The 18,853-nt window shown below is 74.4% G+C and carries 18 protein-coding genes; 11 read left to right on the top strand and 7 right to left on the bottom strand.

Features of this window, described 5'->3' with window-relative positions; genetic code table 11:
• Positions 1-63 precede the first annotated feature (63 nt).
• Positions 64-357 (top strand): metal-sensitive transcriptional regulator, encoded by a 294-nt coding sequence (locus tag QRT03_RS21565; protein WP_286055110.1) that lies wholly within the window; start codon positions 64-66, stop codon positions 355-357.
• A 16-nt stretch (positions 358-373) separates the two neighbouring features.
• Here QRT03_RS21565 and QRT03_RS21560 read toward each other — a convergent pair whose 3' ends face one another.
• On the bottom strand, positions 374-712 hold the full coding sequence (locus tag QRT03_RS21560; RefSeq protein ID WP_286055109.1) for a hypothetical protein: 339 nt from the start codon (positions 710-712) through the stop codon (positions 374-376).
• 65 nt (positions 713-777) lie between these two features.
• A complete protein-coding gene (locus QRT03_RS21555; protein ID WP_286055108.1) occupies positions 778-1,962 on the bottom strand; it encodes an acetyl-CoA hydrolase/transferase C-terminal domain-containing protein in 1,185 nt (394 codons plus the stop codon).
• A 150-nt stretch (positions 1,963-2,112) separates the two neighbouring features.
• Here QRT03_RS21555 and QRT03_RS21550 point away from each other — a divergent pair, with 150 nt between their 5' ends.
• The 3 genes from QRT03_RS21550 to ypfJ all read left to right on the top strand — a co-directional run bounded on the left by QRT03_RS21550 (position 2,113) and on the right by ypfJ (position 4,904).
• Complete coding sequence (locus QRT03_RS21550; RefSeq protein WP_286055107.1) at positions 2,113-3,576, top strand: glycoside hydrolase family 183 protein; 1,464 nt, start codon at positions 2,113-2,115, stop codon at positions 3,574-3,576.
• Between the two features lie 113 nt (positions 3,577-3,689).
• A complete protein-coding gene (locus QRT03_RS21545; protein WP_286055106.1) occupies positions 3,690-3,812 on the top strand; it encodes a hypothetical protein in 123 nt (40 codons plus the stop codon).
• Between the two features lie 72 nt (positions 3,813-3,884).
• Positions 3,885-4,904, top strand: a complete 1,020-nt coding sequence (ypfJ, locus tag QRT03_RS21540; RefSeq protein WP_286055105.1) for a KPN_02809 family neutral zinc metallopeptidase — start codon at positions 3,885-3,887, stop codon at positions 4,902-4,904.
• A gap of 185 nt (positions 4,905-5,089) precedes the next feature.
• On the opposite strand, the gene QRT03_RS21535 is transcribed toward ypfJ, so the two are convergent.
• Positions 5,090-6,556, bottom strand: coding sequence for a peptide MFS transporter (locus QRT03_RS21535; RefSeq protein ID WP_286055406.1), 1,467 nt, complete (start codon positions 6,554-6,556; stop codon positions 5,090-5,092).
• 195 nt (positions 6,557-6,751) lie between these two features.
• Between QRT03_RS21535 and QRT03_RS21530 the strand changes: the two genes are divergently transcribed.
• Positions 6,752-8,395 carry an L-lactate permease gene (locus tag QRT03_RS21530; RefSeq protein ID WP_286055104.1) on the top strand — a complete coding sequence of 548 codons (1,644 nt, stop codon included), beginning with the start codon at positions 6,752-6,754 and terminating at the stop codon, positions 8,393-8,395.
• Here the strand turns inward: QRT03_RS21530 and QRT03_RS21525 are convergent.
• Both QRT03_RS21525 and QRT03_RS21520 read right to left on the bottom strand, forming a co-directional pair.
• A complete protein-coding gene (locus QRT03_RS21525; RefSeq protein ID WP_286055103.1) occupies positions 8,392-10,632 on the bottom strand; it encodes a molybdopterin-dependent oxidoreductase in 2,241 nt (746 codons plus the stop codon). The genes QRT03_RS21530 and QRT03_RS21525 overlap by 4 nt on opposite strands.
• A 32-nt stretch (positions 10,633-10,664) precedes the next feature.
• Positions 10,665-11,516 carry a hypothetical protein gene (locus QRT03_RS21520; RefSeq protein ID WP_286055102.1) on the bottom strand — a complete coding sequence of 284 codons (852 nt, stop codon included), beginning with the start codon at positions 11,514-11,516 and terminating at the stop codon, positions 10,665-10,667.
• 48 nt (positions 11,517-11,564) lie between these two features.
• Between QRT03_RS21520 and QRT03_RS21515 the strand changes: the two genes are divergently transcribed.
• From QRT03_RS21515 to QRT03_RS21490, 6 genes are all read left to right on the top strand, one after another.
• Entirely contained in the window at positions 11,565-12,347 is a 783-nt protein-coding gene (locus QRT03_RS21515) for a hypothetical protein (protein ID WP_286055101.1), read from the top strand.
• Positions 12,348-12,528: 181 nt separating this feature from the next.
• Positions 12,529-13,695, top strand: coding sequence for an alpha/beta hydrolase (locus tag QRT03_RS21510; RefSeq protein ID WP_286055100.1), 1,167 nt, complete (start codon positions 12,529-12,531; stop codon positions 13,693-13,695).
• A 33-nt stretch (positions 13,696-13,728) separates the two neighbouring features.
• Positions 13,729-14,523, top strand: coding sequence for a methyltransferase domain-containing protein (locus tag QRT03_RS21505; protein ID WP_286055099.1), 795 nt, complete (start codon positions 13,729-13,731; stop codon positions 14,521-14,523).
• 54 nt (positions 14,524-14,577) lie between these two features.
• Positions 14,578-15,585, top strand: coding sequence for an endonuclease/exonuclease/phosphatase family protein (locus QRT03_RS21500; protein WP_286055097.1), 1,008 nt, complete (start codon positions 14,578-14,580; stop codon positions 15,583-15,585).
• 23 nt (positions 15,586-15,608) lie between these two features.
• The gene (locus QRT03_RS21495; protein ID WP_286055096.1) at positions 15,609-16,121 is read left to right on the top strand and encodes an SDR family oxidoreductase; all 513 of its coding nucleotides are present in this window, start codon (positions 15,609-15,611) and stop codon (positions 16,119-16,121) included.
• A complete protein-coding gene (locus tag QRT03_RS21490) occupies positions 16,118-16,432 on the top strand; it encodes a Rossmann-fold NAD(P)-binding domain-containing protein (protein ID WP_286055095.1) in 315 nt (104 codons plus the stop codon). Before QRT03_RS21495 ends, QRT03_RS21490 begins: the two co-directional genes overlap by 4 nt.
• On the opposite strand, the gene QRT03_RS21485 is transcribed toward QRT03_RS21490, so the two are convergent.
• Both QRT03_RS21485 and QRT03_RS21480 read right to left on the bottom strand, forming a co-directional pair.
• Entirely contained in the window at positions 16,419-17,468 is a 1,050-nt protein-coding gene (locus QRT03_RS21485; protein ID WP_286055094.1) for a phenylacetaldoxime dehydratase family protein, read from the bottom strand. The two genes, QRT03_RS21490 and QRT03_RS21485, sit on opposite strands and share 14 nt — an antisense overlap.
• A 565-nt stretch (positions 17,469-18,033) precedes the next feature.
• Positions 18,034-18,822: an SDR family NAD(P)-dependent oxidoreductase gene (locus QRT03_RS21480; RefSeq protein ID WP_286055093.1), complete on the bottom strand. Its 789-nt coding sequence runs from the start codon at positions 18,820-18,822 to the stop codon at positions 18,034-18,036.
• Between the last annotated feature and the right edge of the window lie 31 nt (positions 18,823-18,853).

Here is an 18,853-nt window from a genome sequence, read left to right as displayed (position 1 = left end):
TACCCCCCTGGGGTATGCGCGTCAAACGGGACCGGGATACCCCGCCCCGGTATCATCGCACCCGTGAGCGAGCACCAGCACGGCTACTCCGAGCACAAGGACGCGCACCTGCGGCGCCTCAAGCGGGTCGAGGGCCAGGTGCGCGGCATCGCGCGGATGGTGGAGTCCGACCAGTACTGCATCGACGTCCTCACGCAGGTCAGCGCGGTCACGGGCGCGCTGCAGAACCTCGCCCTGGCCCTGCTCGAGGAGCACATGGGCACCTGCGTGGTCGACGCGGCCAAGGCCGGGGACCAGGAGGCGAAGGAGAAGGTCGCGGAGGCGTCCGCCGCGATTGCCCGGCTCGTGCGGTCCTGACGTTCCCGGCGGCGGGTCAGACCGTGCGGGCGTCCAGGCGGGCGCGGAGCTGCGCGGCCAGGTTCTCCACCCCGCCGAAGCGGCGGTCGACCACGAGCTGCCCCAGGCAGGAGAGCAGCACCGCCGGCCACTCCATCAGCCCGAGCACCCCGGCGCCGACGAACAGGCCGTAGAGCAGGAGGCTCTCCGGCTCGGGGACGTGCGCGGCGATCCACGCGCGCACCGCCGCGTCGTCCCCGCGGTCGAGCGCGGCCAGCAGGTCGGGGGCGTGCAGCGGGTCCCCGTGCTTCTCCGGCGGCAGGGCGGGCGCCGCCTCCGGACCCGTCGGGACGCTGGTCAGCACGCGGTCGGCCATTGCGGTGACGCTACCCGCCGTTCACCCCGGTGTCGCCGTGATCGTGGGTCGCCGTCACCCGATCTTCACACCCACAGCCGCGCGAGCGCCGCCCGCCGCTCGTCCCGGTCGAGCCCGCGCAGGTCGGCCGTGCCGTGCTCGGTGACCACCACGTCGACGTCGTGGCTCGCCGTCGTCACCGGGCGCGAGAGGCGCTCGACCATCGTCGGCCGCCCGCGGTGGGTGCTGGCGAGGGCGACCACCGACAGGCCCCGGCCCGACCGCGTCGCCGCTGCGGCGTAGTCGGGGTGCCCGCCGATCCCGCCCACCAGCGCGGACGCGGTGCCCTCGACGTTGACCTGCCCGTCGGCGTCGATCTCGACCGCGGTGTTCACGGCGACCAGGGGCGGGTCGGCGGCGAGGCGCGCCTGGTCGTGCGTGACCTCCACGCCGTGCACCACCGGCCGGCCGGCCCGGCCCTGCGCGTCCGCCCAGTCGTAGAGCCGGGGGGTGCCCACGAGGTAGGTCGCGACCGGTGTCGATGCGAGGAGCCCGGCCTCGTCCAGGTCGACCACGGGGTCCCCGAGCAGGCCGGAGTCGGCGTGCACGGGCCGGCCCCGCTCGAGGATCGCCCGCACCACCGCCTGGCCGAGCTGGCCCGGCGCCCACTGGACGCGGGCGTCGTCGGGGAGGAGCCCGGCCACCAGCTCGCCGATGCGCCGGTGCTCGGGGCTCGGCTCGGGCGCCACGGGGACGACCGCCGGCCCGCGCCGGACCCGGCCGATCACCGTCGTGCGGGCCTCCGGCAACGGTGGCCCGGCCGCGGCGCGGGGGAGGGCGTCGTCGACGACTGCTGCGATCGGCACCCCCGCCTCGACCGCCGCGCGCACCCACGACACCTCGCTGCCCAGGGACAACCCGTCGGGGCCGGGCACCGCGGCCACGACCAGCAGGTCCGGCCTCAGCGGCCCGGCGACCAGCGCGGGGACGGCCGAGAGCCGCGCCGGGACGGAGCGCACCAGGCCGCCCGCCACCCCGGCACGCAGGCCCCACCCGGGCATGACGGTGCGGGCGTCGGCGAATGCCGCGAGATCGAGACCCTCCGGGACCGCCGGCATCCAGCCGAGCACCAGCCGCACCCCGCCGCGCTCCCGCGCCACGTCACCCAGGGCTGCGAAGGCCGCCTGCGGGGTGCCCGTCCCGTCCGCGAGCGCGATCCGCGCCCCCGGCCGCACGAGGGCCGCGAGGGCCCGGCTGTCGATCTCCGGCACGTTCGGTACTCCTCGGACGGGGTGGTCGGGCGCGTCCCGTGATCATGCCCGAGGGGTCCGACAGCGCCCGGGTGGTTGCTGGGACACCTGTGGGTGACGGCGCGTGGCGTGGGCCGTCCGGGGCAACCCCGATTCCTAGCGTGCGGCCGCATGGAGCAGTCACGCCCCCAGCGGCGTTCCCGGCGCGGCCTCGCGGTCCTGACGGCGGGTCTGGTCGCCCTGATCGGGTTCACGGTCGGCACGGCCGCGGTCGCCGCTCCGGGGGACGCGGGCTCCTGGGCGGTGGCGCGGGCGTCGACCGCCAAGGTCGCGGATCTCGTCGGCGCCGGGTCGATCAACGACACGGGCGCACGGTACGGCGTCGAGGGGACCGACCTCGGCCACATGTTCATGGTCGGCCCGCAGATGGCGATGACCTTCGGCGACACGTTCGGCGCGCCCCCGGCGAAGGACTTCTTCTCCGTCGCCCACACCGACTGGCGCTCCAACGTCATCGCCTCGATCGACCCGCCGGCGTCCCCGGCGAAGGGCCTGCCCTTCCGCGGGATGATCACCGACCGCGCCGGGCACGCGAAGGAACTGATCCCCTCGCAGAAGCGCAAGGGGATCCAGGAGACGGTCATCCCGACCTACGGCATCGCCACCGGCGCGAAGAACACCACGATGAACCTGCAGTACATGTCGGTGAAGAGCTTCGACACCCCCGGGCACTGGCGGCTCACCGGCTCCGGGATCGTCACCTCCACCGACGGCGGCACCACCTGGACCGACTCCGGTGCGCGCTGGGCCGCGGACTCGAAGTTCGGGCAGGTCGCGTACGTGCGGCCGGGCGGCCCGGACGACCCCAAGGCGCCCGTGGCCCCCGGCACGACGCCCGGCTCCGAGATCTACGTGTACGGCATCCCCGGCGGCCGCTACGGCGACCTGTCGCTCGCGAAGGTCCCGGCGGACCGGCTCACCGACACCGCCGCCTACCGCTACTGGAACGGCACGGCGTGGGTGGCCGGCGAGGCGAACGCGGCCCCCGTCGTGAAGGGCCCGGTGGGCGAGCTCTCCGTGCGCTGGAACAGCTTCTACAAGCAGTGGATCATGATGTACCTGGTCGACGACACCGGCGAGGTCGTCCTGCGCACCGCCCCGGCGCCCACGGGCCCGTGGACCCCGGCCCAGGTCGTCACGACGACGAAGGACTTCCCGCAGGCCTACGCGCCCTACGTCACCCCGCGCTGGAACGACGGACCCGACATCTGGTTCACGATGTCGCAGTTCACCACCTACCGCGTGGAGCTGATGACGACCCGGCTTGCGCCGCTCGCAGCCGGCGCCGCGCTGCCCGCCGCGGTCGTGCCGCAGTCCGTGCCGGCCCGGCAGGGCTCGCTGTCGGCCCCTCCGGTCCCGACGGCGGCTCCTGCCGCGGCTCCCGCGGCCACCACCCCGGCCACCTCGGCTCCGGCCTCCGCGACCCCGACGACGGCGCCCACGACCGCCGCGACGACGGCTCCGGTGAGCCCGGGCGCCGCCACCACGACCGCCCCGCCGTCGATCGACACGGCCACGCCCGCGGCGGTGCCGACCACACCCGCCGTCGGGGGCCGTCCGGGCGCCGGGGGCTGAGCCGACCGTCCCAACCTCGAGGGCGGAACGCCGTCATTCCTCTCGCCAGGTCGAACATCCGTGCTACTTGTCGTTCCGGGGGAACGGGGGGCACGGGCGTGATCGAGTCGTGGATGTTGATCGCCGGGGGCGGCGTGGTGGTGGGGTTCTTCCTGGGCCGGAGCTGGGCCGAGGTGCGGCGGGCCCGGTTCGACCAGCGACAGGTGTGGAACGGGCGCAAGCGGTACCGGTCCTGAGGGGGCCGACTTCCGGTCGGCCGGTGATCGCGCCAGGATCGTCGGGTACCGACACCGCCGGAGGAACGACGCATGCGCTACGACGACGACGCCCAGCTCGACGCGTCCGAGGTCACCGACCAGCGGGGATCCGGGGGCTCCTCCGGTGGTGGCGGCCTCGGAGGTGGCTTCGGAGGCGGCGGTGGTGGTGGCGGTCTCGTCGCGTTGATCATCGGGATGCTCCTGCGGGGTCGCGGCGGCAAGGCGAGCCTCGGCGTGATCGTCCTCGCCGTCATCGCCTTCCTCGCGGTGCAGTTCCTCGGCGGCGGGGGCGGCACGACGACGAACGTGGCCGGCGGGTTCGGCGACCCGGGCGGGCCGGCGCAGGTCGGCACGGGTGACCTCGCGAGCGAGTGCCGGACCGGTGCCGACGCGAACGCCAAGCTGGACTGCGCGATCGTCGCCGACATCAACTCGATCCAGGCCTACTGGGCGGGCGGCGGCTACGCCCGGGCGGCCTCGGTGGTGCGCGGCGCCCAGCCCACCTACCAACGCGTCGACACGGTGTTCTTCTCCGGCGGCGTGCGGACCGCCTGCGGCTCGGCCGACTCCAGCGCCGGGCCGTTCTACTGCCCGGGCGACAACCTCGTCTACATCGACCTGACCTTCTACGACCAGCTGCAGCAGCAGTTCGGCGCCCAGGGCGGCCCGCTGGTGAACGCCTACGTGCTCGCCCACGAGTACGGCCACCACGTCCAGGCGCAGCTCGGCACGGAGGCGAAGGTGCGCTCCCGCCAGGGTGCGACGTCCGACTCCGTGCGCCTCGAGCTGCAGGCCGACTGCTACGCCGGGGTGTGGATGAACCACGCCAGCCAGCCCGTCGGCGGACGTCCGGCGTTCTTCCAGGACATCAACCAGGCTGACCTGGACTCGGCCGTCGACGCCGCGCAGCGCATCGGCGACGACTACATCCAGGGCAAGCTCGGCGGCGGGACCGTGAACCCGGACTCGTTCACCCACGGCTCCTCGGAGCAGCGCAAGCGCTGGCTCACCACCGGGTTCACCGGCGGCGACCCGACCCGCTGCGACACCTTCGCGACGAACGCGCTGTAGCGCCGGCCCGCGAGGTCGACGTCACGCAGGTTCCGGGGGGCGCGAACCTGCATGGTGTCGCACTCGCGTCCCGGCGTCCCGGCGTCCCGGCGTCCCGGCGTCCCGGCGTCCCGGCGTCCCGGCGTGCCCGTGCCGGGGATCCGCTTCCGGTGGAAGCGGATCCCCGGCACGGTGCGGGACCGCCGTCAGCGCACCCCGCGCATCGCCCGGCGCACCCACGGCGACAGCGCGACCAGCACACCGCCGAGCACCAGCGCCGCGATCCCGATGACGGAGAAGTAGGTGCCCTCCGTCGACGGGTCGTAGAAGCCGGCCATCGTGCCCGCGAGCGCCGAGCCGAGCGAGACCGACAGGTAGAACAGCGCCACCGTCTGCGACCGGAACAGCTCCGGGCCGATACGCGTCGACAGCGACAGCCCCACGGGGGAGAGGTTCATCTCCGCGAGGGCGAACACCAGCATGATCAGCACGATGGCGAGCACGGGCGTCGTCGGTCCGGTGCCCCCGGCCCACGGCAGGAAGAGCAGGAACGCCACGCCCATGCCACCGGCGCCGAGGGCGAACTTGACCGGGGTCGACGGGGCGCGGTCACCCAGCTTCGTCCACAGCACCGCGAACAGCGGTGCCAGCACGATGACGAAGAACGGCTCGAGGGAGTTGACCCACGCGATCGGGAACTCCCACCCGCCGATCACCCGGTCCAGGCGCTGATCGGTGTAGATCGTGACGACGGTGAACTGCTGCTGGAACAGCGACCAGAACACCACGCTGGCCAGCCACATCGGGATGAACGACCGCACCCGCGAGCGCTCGTCCGCCGTCACCCGCGGGCTGGACAGGAGCAGCGCGAACAGCGCGATCGAGATCAGCGCCACCACGATCGCCACCGCGGTCGACAGGTTCTCCGCGGTGAGCACGCCGAGCACGAACAGCAGCACGACCACGACCACGACGCCGACGACGATCCCGACCGGGCGCTGCCAGGCACCCGCGGGCAACGGGTTCGGGACGACGGCGGCCGAGTCCGGCAGGTTCTTCCGGCCGGTCACGTAGATGCCGAGACCGAGGGCCATGCCGACGGCCGCGAGCCCGAAGGCCCAGTGGAACCCGACCGTGGTCTGCACCAGTCCGGTGAGCAACGGCCCGACCAGCGCGCCGATGTTCACGCCCATGTAGAAGATCGAGAACCCGGCGTCGGCGCGCGGGTCGTCGCGGCGGTAGAGCGAGCCCACCACCGCGGTCGCCGCGGTCTTCACCCCGCCGGAGCCCAGCGCCACGAGGAGCAGGCCGACGACGACCCCGCCGAGCCCCGGGATGACGGCGAGCGCGATGTGCCCGAGCATCACCGCGCAGGCGGAGAAGAACAGTGTGCGTTCGGCGCCGAGGAGGCGGTCGGCGACCCACGCCCCGCCGACGCTGGCGAGGTACACCATCCCGCCGTAGGCGCCGATGATGCTGGTCGCGGCCTCCTCGGGCAGGCCCAGCCCGCCCTCGGCCAGCGAGTAGTAGAGGTAGTAGGCCATGACGGCCTGCATGCCGTAGAAGCTGAAGCGCTCCCACAGCTCCACGGAGAACAGGTTCGCCAGGGCCAGCGGGTGGCCGAAGAAGCGGCGGTCGGTGGAGAAGTCCTGGCCGGGGTCGGCCGTCGTCACGCCCGACGCGGCGGGATCGTCCGCCCGCGGGTCGTCGGGGTTACCGGGGGTGGTGGTCACGGACGGACACTGTGACTCACCTGAGAGGTCCGCACCAGTGGAGGGCCCGAATTCCGTCAAGTGAGTTTCGGGTGGCTGTCTCCTCCTCGAACAGGGTATGACCCCGGTCACCCCGACGACGAGGAGTCACCGACCATGTACGTGCAGCAGTACGCGCCGGTGCTCGGTTCGCTGGCCTGGAGCTCGCTGGTGGCGGCCCTGCCCCTGCTGGTGCTGTTCGTCCTGCTCGGCGGGCTGCGCGTGCGCGCGTGGCTCGCCTCGATCGTCGCGCTCGTGGTGTCGCTGCTGGTGGCGGTCCTCGTGTACGCGATGCCGGTCGGGCAGGCGCTCCTGGCCGGCACCGAGGGCGCGGTGTTCGGCTTCTTCCCGATCCTCTGGATCGTCATCAACGCGCTGTGGATCTACCGCATGACGGTGCGCACGGGGCACTTCGACGTGCTGCGCCGCTCGTTCAGTTCGGTGTCGGACGACCAGCGCGTGCAGGCGGTCATCATCGCGTTCGCGTTCGGGGCGCTGCTCGAGGCGCTGGCCGGCTTCGGCGCCCCGGTGGCCATCTGCACCGTCATGCTGATGGCGCTGAACTTCCCGCCGCTCAAGGCCGCGGTCGTCGCGCTGGTCGCCAACACCGCGCCGGTCGCGTTCGGGGCGATCGCGGTGCCCATCACCACGCTCGCCCAGGTCACCGGGCTCCCCGAGGACGTCCTCGGGGCGGTCGTCGGGCGGCAGACGCCGGTGCTCGCGGTGTTCGTGCCGCTCGTGCTCGTGGCCCTCGTCGACGGGATGCGCGGCCTGCGCGAGACGTGGGGCGTCGCCCTGGTCGGCGGACTGACGTTCGCGGTCGCGCAGTTCCTCACGTCGAACTTCCTGTCCGTGCCGCTGACCGACATCGTCGCCTCGCTGCTCTGCGCCGGTGCCGTCGTGCTGGCCGTGCGGTCGCGCCGGAGCACCGCGTCGACCCGTGTCCCGGTCACTGCAGGCGGGGGGACCGGCCCCGAGGGGCCGGAGACGGCGGCGGAGCGGGAGCCGGAGCCGCGCGACTCCACCCGCGACACCGTCCTCGCCTACCTGCCCTACGTGATCATCATCGCGCTGTTCTCGATCCAGCAGATCCCGCCGGTGAAGGCGGCGCTCGACGCGACCACGGCCAAGTTCCGCTGGCCCGGGCTGGACGTGCGCGCGCCATCGGGGAGCCAGGTCTCGTCCACCAGCTTCACCCTGAACTGGCTCGCCTCGGCGGGCTCGATCCTGCTCATCGCCGGGCTGCTGACGATGCTCGTGCTGCGCATCGGACCGCGTCTCGCGGTGAGCGCGTACGGGCAGACCCTGTCCGAGCTGCGGGGCGCGATCGTCACCGTCATGGCGGTCCTGGCCCTGGCCTACGTCATGAACCTGTCCGGGCAGACGATCACGATCGGCCAGTGGCTCGCGGCGACCGGCGGGTTCTTCGCCGTCCTGTCGCCGGTCCTGGGCTGGCTGGGCGTGGCCGTGACCGGCTCGGACACGTCGTCGAACTCGCTGTTCGGCGCGCTGCAGGTGGCCGCGGCCGAGCGCAGCGGGCTGGACCCGGTGCTGCTCGCGGCGGCGAACACGTCCGGCGGCGTCCTGGGCAAGATGATCTCGCCGCAGAACCTCGCGATCGCGGCGTCCGCCGTGGGCATGGCCGGCCGCGAGGGCGAGATCTTCCGGCGCGTCCTGCCGTGGAGCCTGGTCTTCCTGGTGGGGATGGCGGTGCTGGTGTTCCTGCAGTCGACCCCCGTCCTCGGCTGGATGCTGCCCTAGACCCGGGCGCCCGCGAACGCGGTCACCGGAGGCGCGTCGATCACCTTCTCGACCTCCACCAGCACCGTCTGCGCCACCGGCGCCTGCCCGAGGCGCGACGAGCCGGAGTCGGCGGTGACGACGTTCGGGCTGCCGTGCTTGTCCGGTGACCCGGGCGTGCCGGGCTCGGCCGGGTCGTACCAGGCGCCGGTGGAGATCGACAGGACCCCGGGCACGAGGTCGTCGGTCACGCGGGCGCCGGCGTAGAAGGCGCCGCGCGCGTTGGAGACCCGGACGGTGTCGCCGTCGGCGATCCCGCGGGCCTCGGCGTCGACCCGGGCGATGCGCAGCGGCTCCCGCCCGTCCACCTTCGTCGCCCGGCTGCCCGACGACGGGTCGAGCTGGCTGTGCAGGCGGGCCGCGGGCTGGTTGGAGAGCAGGTGCAGTGCGGTCGGCCCCGCGGCGCCGAGCCATTCGCCGGGCTCGTGCCAGACCGGGTGGCCGGGCTGGTCGTCGTAGCCGAGTCCGGCGACGGTCGGCGAGGTGATCTGGATGCGGCCCGACGGGGTCGCCAACGGGTGCGCGACCGGGTCGGCCCGGAAGGCCGAGAACACCGGGGGCGAGGCCGGCGCGGGGAAGGTGACCCGACCCGTCGTCCAGAACCCGTCGAAGTCCGGCGGCTCGTACCCCTGCTCACGCGCGCGGTCGGCGGCGACGTCGTAGAGGTGGCGCAGCCAGCCCATCTCGTCGCGGCCCTCGTGGTAGTCCGGCCCGAACCCGAGCCGGTCGGCGAGCTCGGCGAACACGTCGAGGTCGTTGCGGGCCTGCGCGTGCGGCGGGCGCACCCGGTACATCGCGCGCCACTCCGGGGCGAACTCCGTGGCCAGGACGTCGTTGCGCTCCAGCGTGGTGGTCGCCGGGAGCACGATGTCGGCGAACACGGCGGGCGGGTTCCAGAACTGCTCGTGCACGATCACGGTGTCCAGGCGCCGCCAGCCCTCCAGGAGCCGGTTGAGGTTCGCGTTGTGGTGGAACGGGTTGCCGCCGGCGGAGTAGACGAGCCGCACGTCGGGCAGCGGGATCCGGCCACCCGCGTACTCCAGCTCCTCGCCGGGGTGCAGCAGCAGGTCGGCGAACCGCCCGACCGGGATCGCGATGTCGACCGGGTTCTTCCCCAGCGGCAGGGTCGGTCGCGGGACCGGCTCGGTCCGCGGCACCACGTTCCCGCGGATGCTGCCGAAGCCGAGCCCGAACCCCTGGCCCGGCAGCCCGATCCCGCCGAGCACAGCGGCGAGGGCGACCGTCATCCACGGCGGCTGCTCGCCGTGCTGTGCACGCTGCACCGACCAGCTCGTGGTCACCAGAGTGCGGTGCGCGGCCATGCGCCGGGCGAGGTCGCGGATCCGCTCGGCCGCGATCCCGGTGATGCCGGCGGCCCAGTCCGCGTCGTGGCCGTGCAGGTAGCGCTCGAAGGACTCCCAGCCGTCGCAGTACCGCGCGAGGAACTCCCGGTCGGCCCGGCCGTCCTCGAGCAGGGTGTGCGCGAGCCCGAGCATCAGGGCCACGTCGGTGCCGGGACGGACCGGGAGCCACTCGGGGTCGACGGACGCCGTCAGGTCCTCGCGCGACGGGCTGACGTTCACGAACCGGACCCCGGCCGCGTGCGCCCGCGCGAACCAGTCGGCGCCCGTGTGCTCGAGCGCGCCGCCCGGGTCGACCGCGGTGTTCTTCAGGTGCGCCCCGCCGAACATCACGACGAGCTCGGTGTGCTCGACGACCTCCGGCCACGTCGGCGTGAGGTTCGGGATGTCGGACCGGCCGACCACGTGCGGCATCACCGCCAGCGCGGCGCCGAAGCTGTGGTTGCCGACCTTGTCGACGTAGCCGCCGAACCCGGCGAGGAAGCGTTTGAGGGTGCTGGGCGCGTGGTGGAGCCGGCCGGCGCTGGCCCAGCCGTAGCACCCGCCGTAGATGCCCTCGTTGCCGTGCCGCTCGCGGACCCGGGTCAGTTCGTCGGCGACCAGCTCGAGCGCGGTGTCCCACCCGACCGGCACGAACCGCTCCGCCCCGCGGCCCTCCCGCGTGCGCCGCCGCAACCAGCCCTCGCGGACGTGTGGCCGGTCGACCCGCAGGTCCGACCCCACCAGCTCCGGCAGCCCGCGCACCAGCGGTGACGGGTGCGGGTCCTCGGGCATGCCGCGGACGGACCCGTCCGCGTCGACGTCGTAGACGCCCCAGTGGGATGCGGTCCGGCTCATGACGACGACGGTAGCCCGGGGGTCCGACAACCTCAGGGATCGCCGACGCGGTGCAGCGACAGCGTGCCGTCGGCCGCGCCGGTCTGCTCCCAGGCTCCGGAGTCCGCGGTCCACGTGCGCCCGTCGTAGGCGACCCGGTCGACGGCCAGGCGGGTCGAGTGCGCGACCAGCCAGGACGCGATCGCCCACCCGTTCTCCGCGGTCTGCTCGCCGGAGAGCCGGGCGCTGCCGAGCTCCGCGCGCGCGAGCCCGGCGACGGTGTCCGCGGGCGGCTCGGACAGGTCGAGGTCGGTGCAGGTGAGGCCGCCCGGGTTCTGGCCGAGGAAGGCGACGGCGAGCGTGCGCGCCTCGGGCTCGTGGTCGGCGTACGCCTCGGGGAACCCGCTGCGCTGCACCCGCTGGGCGGCCTCGGTGACGTCCATCCCCGCCCAGCCCGGCGTCGCGAGCAGCGCCTCGTAGAACTTCGTCGACGAGGTCACGGTGTCGGTCAGCTCGTCCACGCTGCCCCAGCCCTGGCTGGGACGCTGCTGGAACAGGCCCACGGAGTCCCGGTCGCCCCCGCGCAGGTTCGCGAGCGTCGACTCCTGGATCGCGGTGGCCAGCGCGATGGTGATCGCCCGGTCCGGCGCGCCGAGCCGGCGGCCCACCCCGGCGATGGTGGCCGCGTTGTCCATCTGCTCCGGCGAGCCGCTCCAGCTCGTGCGCAGCCCGGGCGAGTTCGCCGGGGCGGTCACGGTGCAGGTGGGGCGCGCGGCGGGCCCGGTACCGGTGATCACGACGATCAGCAGGACCAGCGCCAGCAGCACCACGGTGCCCAGCGCGGCCGGGAGCAGCCACCGTGGCTGCCGACCCGCTCGGAAGAACCCCGACACACCGTCCAGCATCCCACCCCTGCCGGTTTCGTCCCGGTGCAGCCCGGGCATGTTCTCTTGGTGACCAAGACATCGGACGTCGTCCGCAGCAGTGCGGTGCTGGTGACGGCGGTCGCGCAGTTCATCGTCGGTTCGATCGGTGGCTCGGGGGCGTTCGGCACGCCGATCGGGGAGGTGTCCGCCGCGTTCGAGACCCCGATCGTCCCCGCCGGCGGCGCCTTCGCCATCTGGGGCCTCATCTACCTCGGGGTGCTCGTCCTCGCGGTGTTCCAGGCCCTGCCGTCGCAGCGGGCACGTCCCGAGCACCGCGCGACGGGGTGGTGGCTGGTCGGCGCGGCCGTCGCCAACATGGCGTGGATCCTGCTGTTCTCGCAGGTCCTGCCCGGGGTCGCCGAGATCGCGATCATCGCCCTGCTCGTCTGCCTCGCCGTCGTCCTCGCGCGCCTGAACTCCTTCCCGACGACGGGTGCGGGCCTCTGGCTCGTGCACGTCCCGGTCGCCTTCTACGCCGGGTGGGTCAGCGTGGCGACGGTCGTGGGCACCGCGGCGACCGGGGTGTGGGCCGGGCTGCCGGGGACCGGGGGCGTCGCGACGGTGCTCGGCGTGGTGATGCTCGTCGTGACCGGGCTGATCGCCGCGGCGGTCGCGACGGCGGGTCCGGCGCCGGTCGCGTTCGCGCTGTCGGTGCTGTGGGCGCTGGGCGGGATCGTCGTCGCCGGGCGGCCGGGGGCCGTCGTCGTCGCGGCCGTGGTCGCGGCGGTGATCGTGGTCGCTGCCGTGGTGCGCCGGCTCGTCGCCGGACGGACGCTCCGGCGGCAGGAGCGTCCCGCTCGGGTCGTGTGACCCGCGCGAGAGGGACATGACGCACGTCGGCGGACCCGCAGGGGTGCCTGGTGTGCTTCTCGACGAGGGGCGCGGGTCCTCGTCGAGGCGTCGGCGGCGCCGCTCGCACGTGTCAGGGGTGTGCCCGCGCTGACACCCGGGGGGCCGCACCGGAGGGCGCCCGCTCGACGAACATGATCCCGTGATCCTCCTGGTCGTCGGTCGTGTCGCCCTCGGGATCGTCGGTGTGCTCCTGGTCGTGGCGCTGGCCGTGGTGGTCGGCGGCGCGTTCGCGCCCCGGGTGCCGGTGATCGGGTTCCTCGGCTCGTTCGTGTCCGGGCAGTACCCGCTGCACGCGGCGCTGGCGGCGGTCGTGGGGGTGGCGGCGGCCGCGGGGCTGATCGGTCTGGGCATGCTGCGGTTCGGCGGGGTGATCGCGGTCCTGGCCGCCCTCGTCCTCGTCGGCACCCTCGTGGTCCTGGGCACCCAGGCCGCCGCCGCCCGGGCCGCCGGGGTGCGGATCGACTGGGAGCTCACCCTCACCGCGGTCGACCAGCGCGGTGCCCCGCCCGACCTCACGGTCGAGTACCTCCCCGGGCTGGACCTGGCCGTGTACCTGCCGTCGGGACCCGGCCCGCACCCCGTCATGGTGTGGGTGCACGGCGGCAGCTGGGTGCGTGGGACGTCCGCCGACCGGGCGCGAGCCAACCGGTGGTACGCGGACCAGGGGCTGGCGGTCGTCGCGGTGCGGTACCGCCTGCCGGCTGATGCGCCCCTGCCCGGCGCGACCCTCGGCGAGGCCCAGCGGCACGACGTCGCCCGCGCGCTCGCGTGGGTGCGCGGACCGGGCGGGGCGCACGGACTCGACCCGGACGCCGTCGTGCTCGGTGGGCAGTCCGCGGGGGCGACCCTCGCGCTGTCGACGACCGCCGCCCTCGTCGGGACCCCGCACTCCTCCCTGCCGCCCGGGGCCGCCGGCCCGCCGCCTCGGGGCACCGTCGCCTTCTACCCGGTGGTCGACATGCGGCAGATCGCGCCCGGGCTGCAGGACGCGGTGTTCGGCGGCCCGACGTCCGCGAACGTCGGACTCACGCGTGCCGCCTCACCCGGTGACCTCGTCGACCCGCGCCTCCCGCCGACCCTGCTGCTGCTCGGCGCGGCCGACAACTTCATCCGCGCCGACCTCGTCCGCGGCTACGACGCCGCGCTCCGGGCGGCGGGCGTGCCCGGTCGGCTGGTCCAGGTGCCGTACGCCGACCACGTCTTCGACCACCCGTACGGCTCACCGGGCGCGCAGATCGTGCGGCCGGCGGTCCTCGCGTTCGTCCGCGAGCAGATCTCGTCCGGGCGTGACCCGTCCGGGCGCTGACGTCCGGTCCGTCCGTCGCGTTGCATGGTCGGGGTGACGGAGCGTGGAGCGGACATCCACCGAGCGTTCCACGACGTGGAGCGCGTCCCGTCGTCGCGCCCGGCCGTGGAGTTCCTCCGGGCGGCCGAGACGGTCCCGGCGATCGCCGCGTACCGGAGCCGCCTGCGCGCCCACCTCGCGCCGGCCGCGGGCGAGACCGTGCTCGACGTCGGCTGCGGCGTCGGCACCCACGCGGCCGCGATCGCGGCCGAGCGCGCCGCGGCCGGGGCGGACGGACCCGTCGTCGGGGTCGACCGTCCACGCATGATCGAGCAGGCCGGCGCCACGCACGGGGACGCCGTGCGCTGGCTCCCGGGCGCGGGGGAGGCGCTGCCGCTGGACGACGACTCCGTCGACGCCGTCTACGCCGAGCGGGTCCTGATGTACGTCGACGACCCCGTGGACGTGATCAGTGAGATCGCCCGCGTGCGGCGGCCCGGCGGACGGGTGGCCCTGTTCGAGCTGGACTACGCCTCCATGGTGCTGGGCGGCGACGCGAAGATCGCCGACGAGGTGCTCGAGGTCGTCTGCGGGACGGTCGGCCAGGACCGGATGGGGCGGACGCTCGGGCCGCTGCTCACCGACGCCGGCGTCCTCGTCGTCGACCAGACCCCGTACGCCATGACGATCCCGCCGCCCGTCTGGGCGCAGGCCGTGCGCGGGCCGGTCGAGGACGCGGTGGCGGACGGGCGCCTCGACCGCGAGCGGGTCGACGCCTGGTTCGCGGAGCTGGGGGCGCCGGGCGCCTACCCCGGCTCCGTGACCGGGGTGCTCGTCTGCGGGACCTGACCCGCGGGCGGTACGGCCGCGCCGGGGACCACGGCCGACTGCGACGATCAGCGGGTGCGCCGCCCCCTGCCCGCCGTGCTCGGCGTCGTCCTGGGCGCGGCCGTGGCGCTCGCGGTGCTGCTCCCGGGGTACGTCGGGCTGGACGGGGTCACGCCGTTCGTGCAGCTCGCCGCGCTGACACCGATGCTGCTCGTGGTGATCACCGGGTCGGTGTTCGTCGGGCGCCTCGCGGGCGTGCTGGTGATGCGCGGTCGTCGGGGGAAGCCGCCGCTCGACGAGCGTCGTCCGCAGCTGTTCGCGTTCGGGTTCGCCGCGATGGTCGCGGCGGCGGTCGTCGCGCTGAGCGCCGCGGGCATCGTCGGGAGCCGCCTGCTGGCCGACGAGCCGGCGCCACCCGGGCCGGGGACCAGCGTGCTGGTGCTGAACGTCGACCAGGGCCGGGCCGACGTCCCCGCGCTGACCGCCCTGGTCCGCGACCGGCGACCGGACGTCGTCGTGCTCCTCGAGGCGGGGGAGCCCTACCGGGCCGCGCTCGCGCCGGGGCTCCCGGGGTACCGGAGCTGGAGCGCCCGGACGGACTCCCCGCGGGACGCGGCGTCGACCACCGTGCTGCTCGGCCCCGCCGCACCGGAGCCCCGGGTCGTGACCGTGCCGAGCACGCTCTACGGCACCCTCGACCTGAGCTGGCCCGGCCTGCGCGTGGTCGCGGTGCACACCGCGGCGCCCTACCCGCCGTCCCGGGTCGGGCTCTGGCAGCAGGACCTCGCCGCGCTGGTCGCGCCACCCTGCCGGGGCGATGCGCCCGTCGTCGTGGCCGGTGACCTCAACGCCACCACCGACCACAGCGCCTTCCGGGCCGCGACCGAGGGCTGCGTGGACGCGCTGGAGTCCGTCGGCGCCGGGACGACCGGCACCTACCCGACCGATCTCCCACGCTGGTTCGGCGTGCAGATCGACCACGTCCTCGCCGGCGGGGGTGTCGGGGTGCAGGGCGGCGAGGTGCTCGACGTCCCCGGCACCGACCACCGCGCCGTCCTCGCCCGGCTGTCACTGCCGCGGTGATCGCCGAGGAGCACAGTGGACCCATGACCGTCCTCGTGACCGGTGCTCGCGGCGCCGTCGGGTCCCACGTCCGTGCCGGGCTGCTCGGCGCCGGCGCCGATGTCCGCGCGGCGGGCCGCGACCCCGGGCAGATTCCCGACGACGGGGGTGGCCGGGTCCGGCTCGACCTGGCCGACCCGTCGTCGTTCGGGCCGGCTCTCGACGGGGTCGACCGGGTGTTCGTCTACGTCACCGGCGACCTCACCGCCTTCGCCCGCGCCGCCGCGACCGCCGGCGTGCGGCACGCGGTCCTGCTCTCCTCGGAGTCGGTGCTCACCGAGTCCGACCCCGAACCCGGTGGGATCGCGGCCCACCACGCGGACGCCGAGGCCGCTCTGCGCGGCGCGGGACTCCCGGTCACCGCGCTGCGGCCGGGCGCGTTCGCCGGCAACACCGGGCAGTGGTCCCGGGGATCGCCGCGGGGGTCGTCGAACTCCCGTTCCCGGACGCGGCCACGGCGCCGATCGACGAGCGCGACATCGCCGACGTCGCCGTGACCGCGCTGCTCGGCGAGCCCGCCGACGACTCGCCGCACCTCACCGGCCCGGAGTCGCTCACCATGCGCGAGCAGATCGGGCTGATCGCCGGGCACCTCGGACGGACGATCGAGGTACGGACCGTCGACCCGGACGTCGCCCGCGAGCAGATGGCGCGGCACGCCCCGGCGGGCGTGGTGGACTCGCTCCTCCGCTACTGGCGCGAGACCGACGGCGTGCCCGCGCCCGTCACCGCCGACGTCGAGCGCCGCACCGGGCACCCGGCGCGTACCTACCGGCAGTGGCTCGCGGAGGTCTTCACGACACCGTGAGCAGCGTCGGCGCGAACGGGAGCAGACCCGTCGTCGGGACGCAGTTGACGTACTCGAACCGGGCGCTGCGCGGCAGCACCACCACCTCGTGCCAGGTCACCACGGACCGCGCGTCGCCCCAGTGGCGCTTGGCCTCGATCGCGTGCTCGTAGATCGCCAGGTGCGTGTGGTGGCTCGCGGCCCACTCCTCGAGCTCGCCGAGCGAGTGGAAGTAGCCGAGCACGGAGGTCTCCCGGCGCGGGGCCAGCGAGGCCGCATCGAGCGAGGTGAGGATGCGCAGCGAGAGCGTGCCGGTGTCGGTCGGGTGCTCGCGCAGGTGGTCCATGCCGGTGAGCAGCTTCGACTGCAGGTTGTGCTCGTAGTCGACCAGCTGCTCGCCCTCGGCCGGCTCCCAGAACTGCCCGGAGCGGATGACGGCGGTGTCGTGTCCGGACTCCACGCGCAGCCGGCGCCCGCGCGAGTCCACGTCGCTCCGCCGGACCTGCTTCCCGACGGCCTCGAGCGGGTCGATCGCGGAGACCGGGAACCGGTCGCGGGCGGCGCCGAAGTAGCCGTTCGTCGTCATGGGCTCGCGCTCGGTCCCGGCGCAGCTGCCGAAGCCGAAGGTCCAGCGGGGGTCGGAGTAGATCGTCTCGAAGCGGTCGGGGTGGCACTGGAGCACCTCGTGCCAGGCGCCCACGGTGACGGTGCGCGGGTCGAGCCGGTCGAACCAGGTCGGCAGCGGGGCGTCGTGCAGCCAGCGCTCGTGGGCCGTCGGGTCGGTGAAGTACGCCAGGTGGATCAGCTCGACGGTGCCCTCGGGGCCGGTCGCGACGAGCAGCTCGGTCGACTCGGGGCCGACGGCGCTCGCCCGCACGAGCTCGAGGAACTCCTCCTCGGCGGGCCCGCCGCGCTCCGGCAGCTGCACGGCGAGGTAGTCGGCCGTGAGCAGGGAGGTCGGGGCATCGAGGACGAGGGTCCAGCGCGGGGCCCGCGGCTCGTGGCCCGGCGGACGGCGCTCGGGCAGGACGCGCGGGTACGAGATCGACCAGCTCACCCGCCGAGGTTCGCAATGCGGCGCCGCCCCGACAAGGTGGTCCTCCTCGTCACGGCCCGTTCCCGAAGATGGGTCCGCCCCGGCCGGACCACCCGTCGTCGGGAAGAGCAAGGCCCGCAACGCGTGGAGCTGCGGGAACGTGCGTGTGAGTGACCGACGCAGCGTGAACGACGCCCGAACGGCGGGCGAACGACGGCGTTGACAGCGCGGGCTCGGCGAGTACCGTCAATCACGTCGATGTGGTCCCGATCACAGGGTACAAGACCACCTCAGAGCACCCGTGGATCGACTCACAGCGGCACGACCGACGTTCCGACGAGGAGGCAGGTGATCGTTTGATCGCAGGGAGCATCCCGCACCGGACCGGCTCGTGCCGCTCAGAGGACAGAGGCCGCCCGTAGCCCGTGAGGCACGGCGCGGCACGCCGAGAGAGCGCAGACCCACGAGCGGTGAGCCGCGATACCCGAGCAGTTGCCGGGGCGGGTCCCGATACCGAACGTTCCTTCGAAGACCACGACGGCGCCATCCCAGTCACGCGGATGGCGCCGTCGTGGCGTGTCCGGACCTAGTAGTGCACGACCCCCGGCTGCCCGCCGCCCGCGCCGAGCGAGTCCCCGGTGACGGCGACCGCGCGAGGCGAGGCCAGGAACGTCACGACGTCCGCCACCTCGGCCGCGGTGATCACCCGCCGCAGGCTCGTCGTCGACTCCAGCGACTCCCGCGCCTGCGCCTCGCTGATCCCGCGCTGCGCCGCGATGTCCGCGAGCATGCCCGGCGTCCGCTCGGTGTCGGTGATACCCGGATGGACGCACGTCGCGTTGATGCCGTGCGGGCCGAGCTCGTCGGCGAGGTTCGCGGTCAGGGCGGCGACCGCGACGTTGCGGATCGTGCCGGCGATCGACCCGGTCCGGCGGGCGTTCAGCCCGCTGATGTTGACGATCCGCCCGGCGCCCTGCGCGATCATCGACGGCGCCACCGCCCGGGCGGTCCGCAGGTAGCCCATCACCTTGGTGTCGAACTCGCTGTGCACGGCGTCGTCGGTGAGCTCGGTGAGCTTCGGGACCGGCGACCCGCCCGCCGGCCGCGCCGCCGCGTTGACCAGCACGTCCACCCCGCCCCACGCCTCGACCACCCGGTCCACCATCGCGCGGACGGCCGCGTCGTCGGTGGTGTCGGCGACGATCGCGAGGGTCTCGCTGCCGACCGTGGCCGCGGCGGTCTCCAGGTCGTCCGCCGACCGCGCCACCAACGCCACCCGGGCGCCCTCCGCCGCGAGCGCCTGCGCGCACGCCAGCCCGATCCCACGCGATGCCCCGGTGACGATCGCGCGCGCTCCACCCAGTCCGAGGTCCATGCGCGCTGCCTTCCCCGCGCAGAGGTCCGCC

Origin of the sequence: Actinomycetospora termitidis (genome assembly GCF_030286555.1) — a bacterium.
In the GTDB taxonomy this organism is placed as follows: domain Bacteria; phylum Actinomycetota; class Actinomycetes; order Mycobacteriales; family Pseudonocardiaceae; genus Actinomycetospora; species Actinomycetospora termitidis.
Note: the sequence above shows the minus strand (reverse complement) of the source record. Positions and strands in the feature narration are given on the sequence as shown.

Coding starts and splice junctions, on each gene's coding strand:
- QRT03_RS21560 (WP_286055109.1), bottom strand. CDS start 712: ATGGCCGACCGCGTGCTGACCAGCGTCCCGACGGGTCCGGAGGCGGCG.
- QRT03_RS21550 (WP_286055107.1), top strand. CDS start 2,113: ATGGAGCAGTCACGCCCCCAGCGGCGTTCCCGGCGCGGCCTCGCGGTC.
- QRT03_RS21545 (WP_286055106.1), top strand. CDS start 3,690: ATGTTGATCGCCGGGGGCGGCGTGGTGGTGGGGTTCTTCCTGGGCCGG.
- ypfJ (WP_286055105.1), top strand. CDS start 3,885: ATGCGCTACGACGACGACGCCCAGCTCGACGCGTCCGAGGTCACCGAC.
- QRT03_RS21530 (WP_286055104.1), top strand. CDS start 6,752: ATGTACGTGCAGCAGTACGCGCCGGTGCTCGGTTCGCTGGCCTGGAGC.
- QRT03_RS21525 (WP_286055103.1), bottom strand. CDS start 10,632: ATGAGCCGGACCGCATCCCACTGGGGCGTCTACGACGTCGACGCGGAC.
- QRT03_RS21520 (WP_286055102.1), bottom strand. CDS start 11,516: ATGCTGGACGGTGTGTCGGGGTTCTTCCGAGCGGGTCGGCAGCCACGG.
- QRT03_RS21495 (WP_286055096.1), top strand. CDS start 15,609: ATGACCGTCCTCGTGACCGGTGCTCGCGGCGCCGTCGGGTCCCACGTC.
- QRT03_RS21480 (WP_286055093.1), bottom strand. CDS start 18,822: ATGGACCTCGGACTGGGTGGAGCGCGCGCGATCGTCACCGGGGCATCG.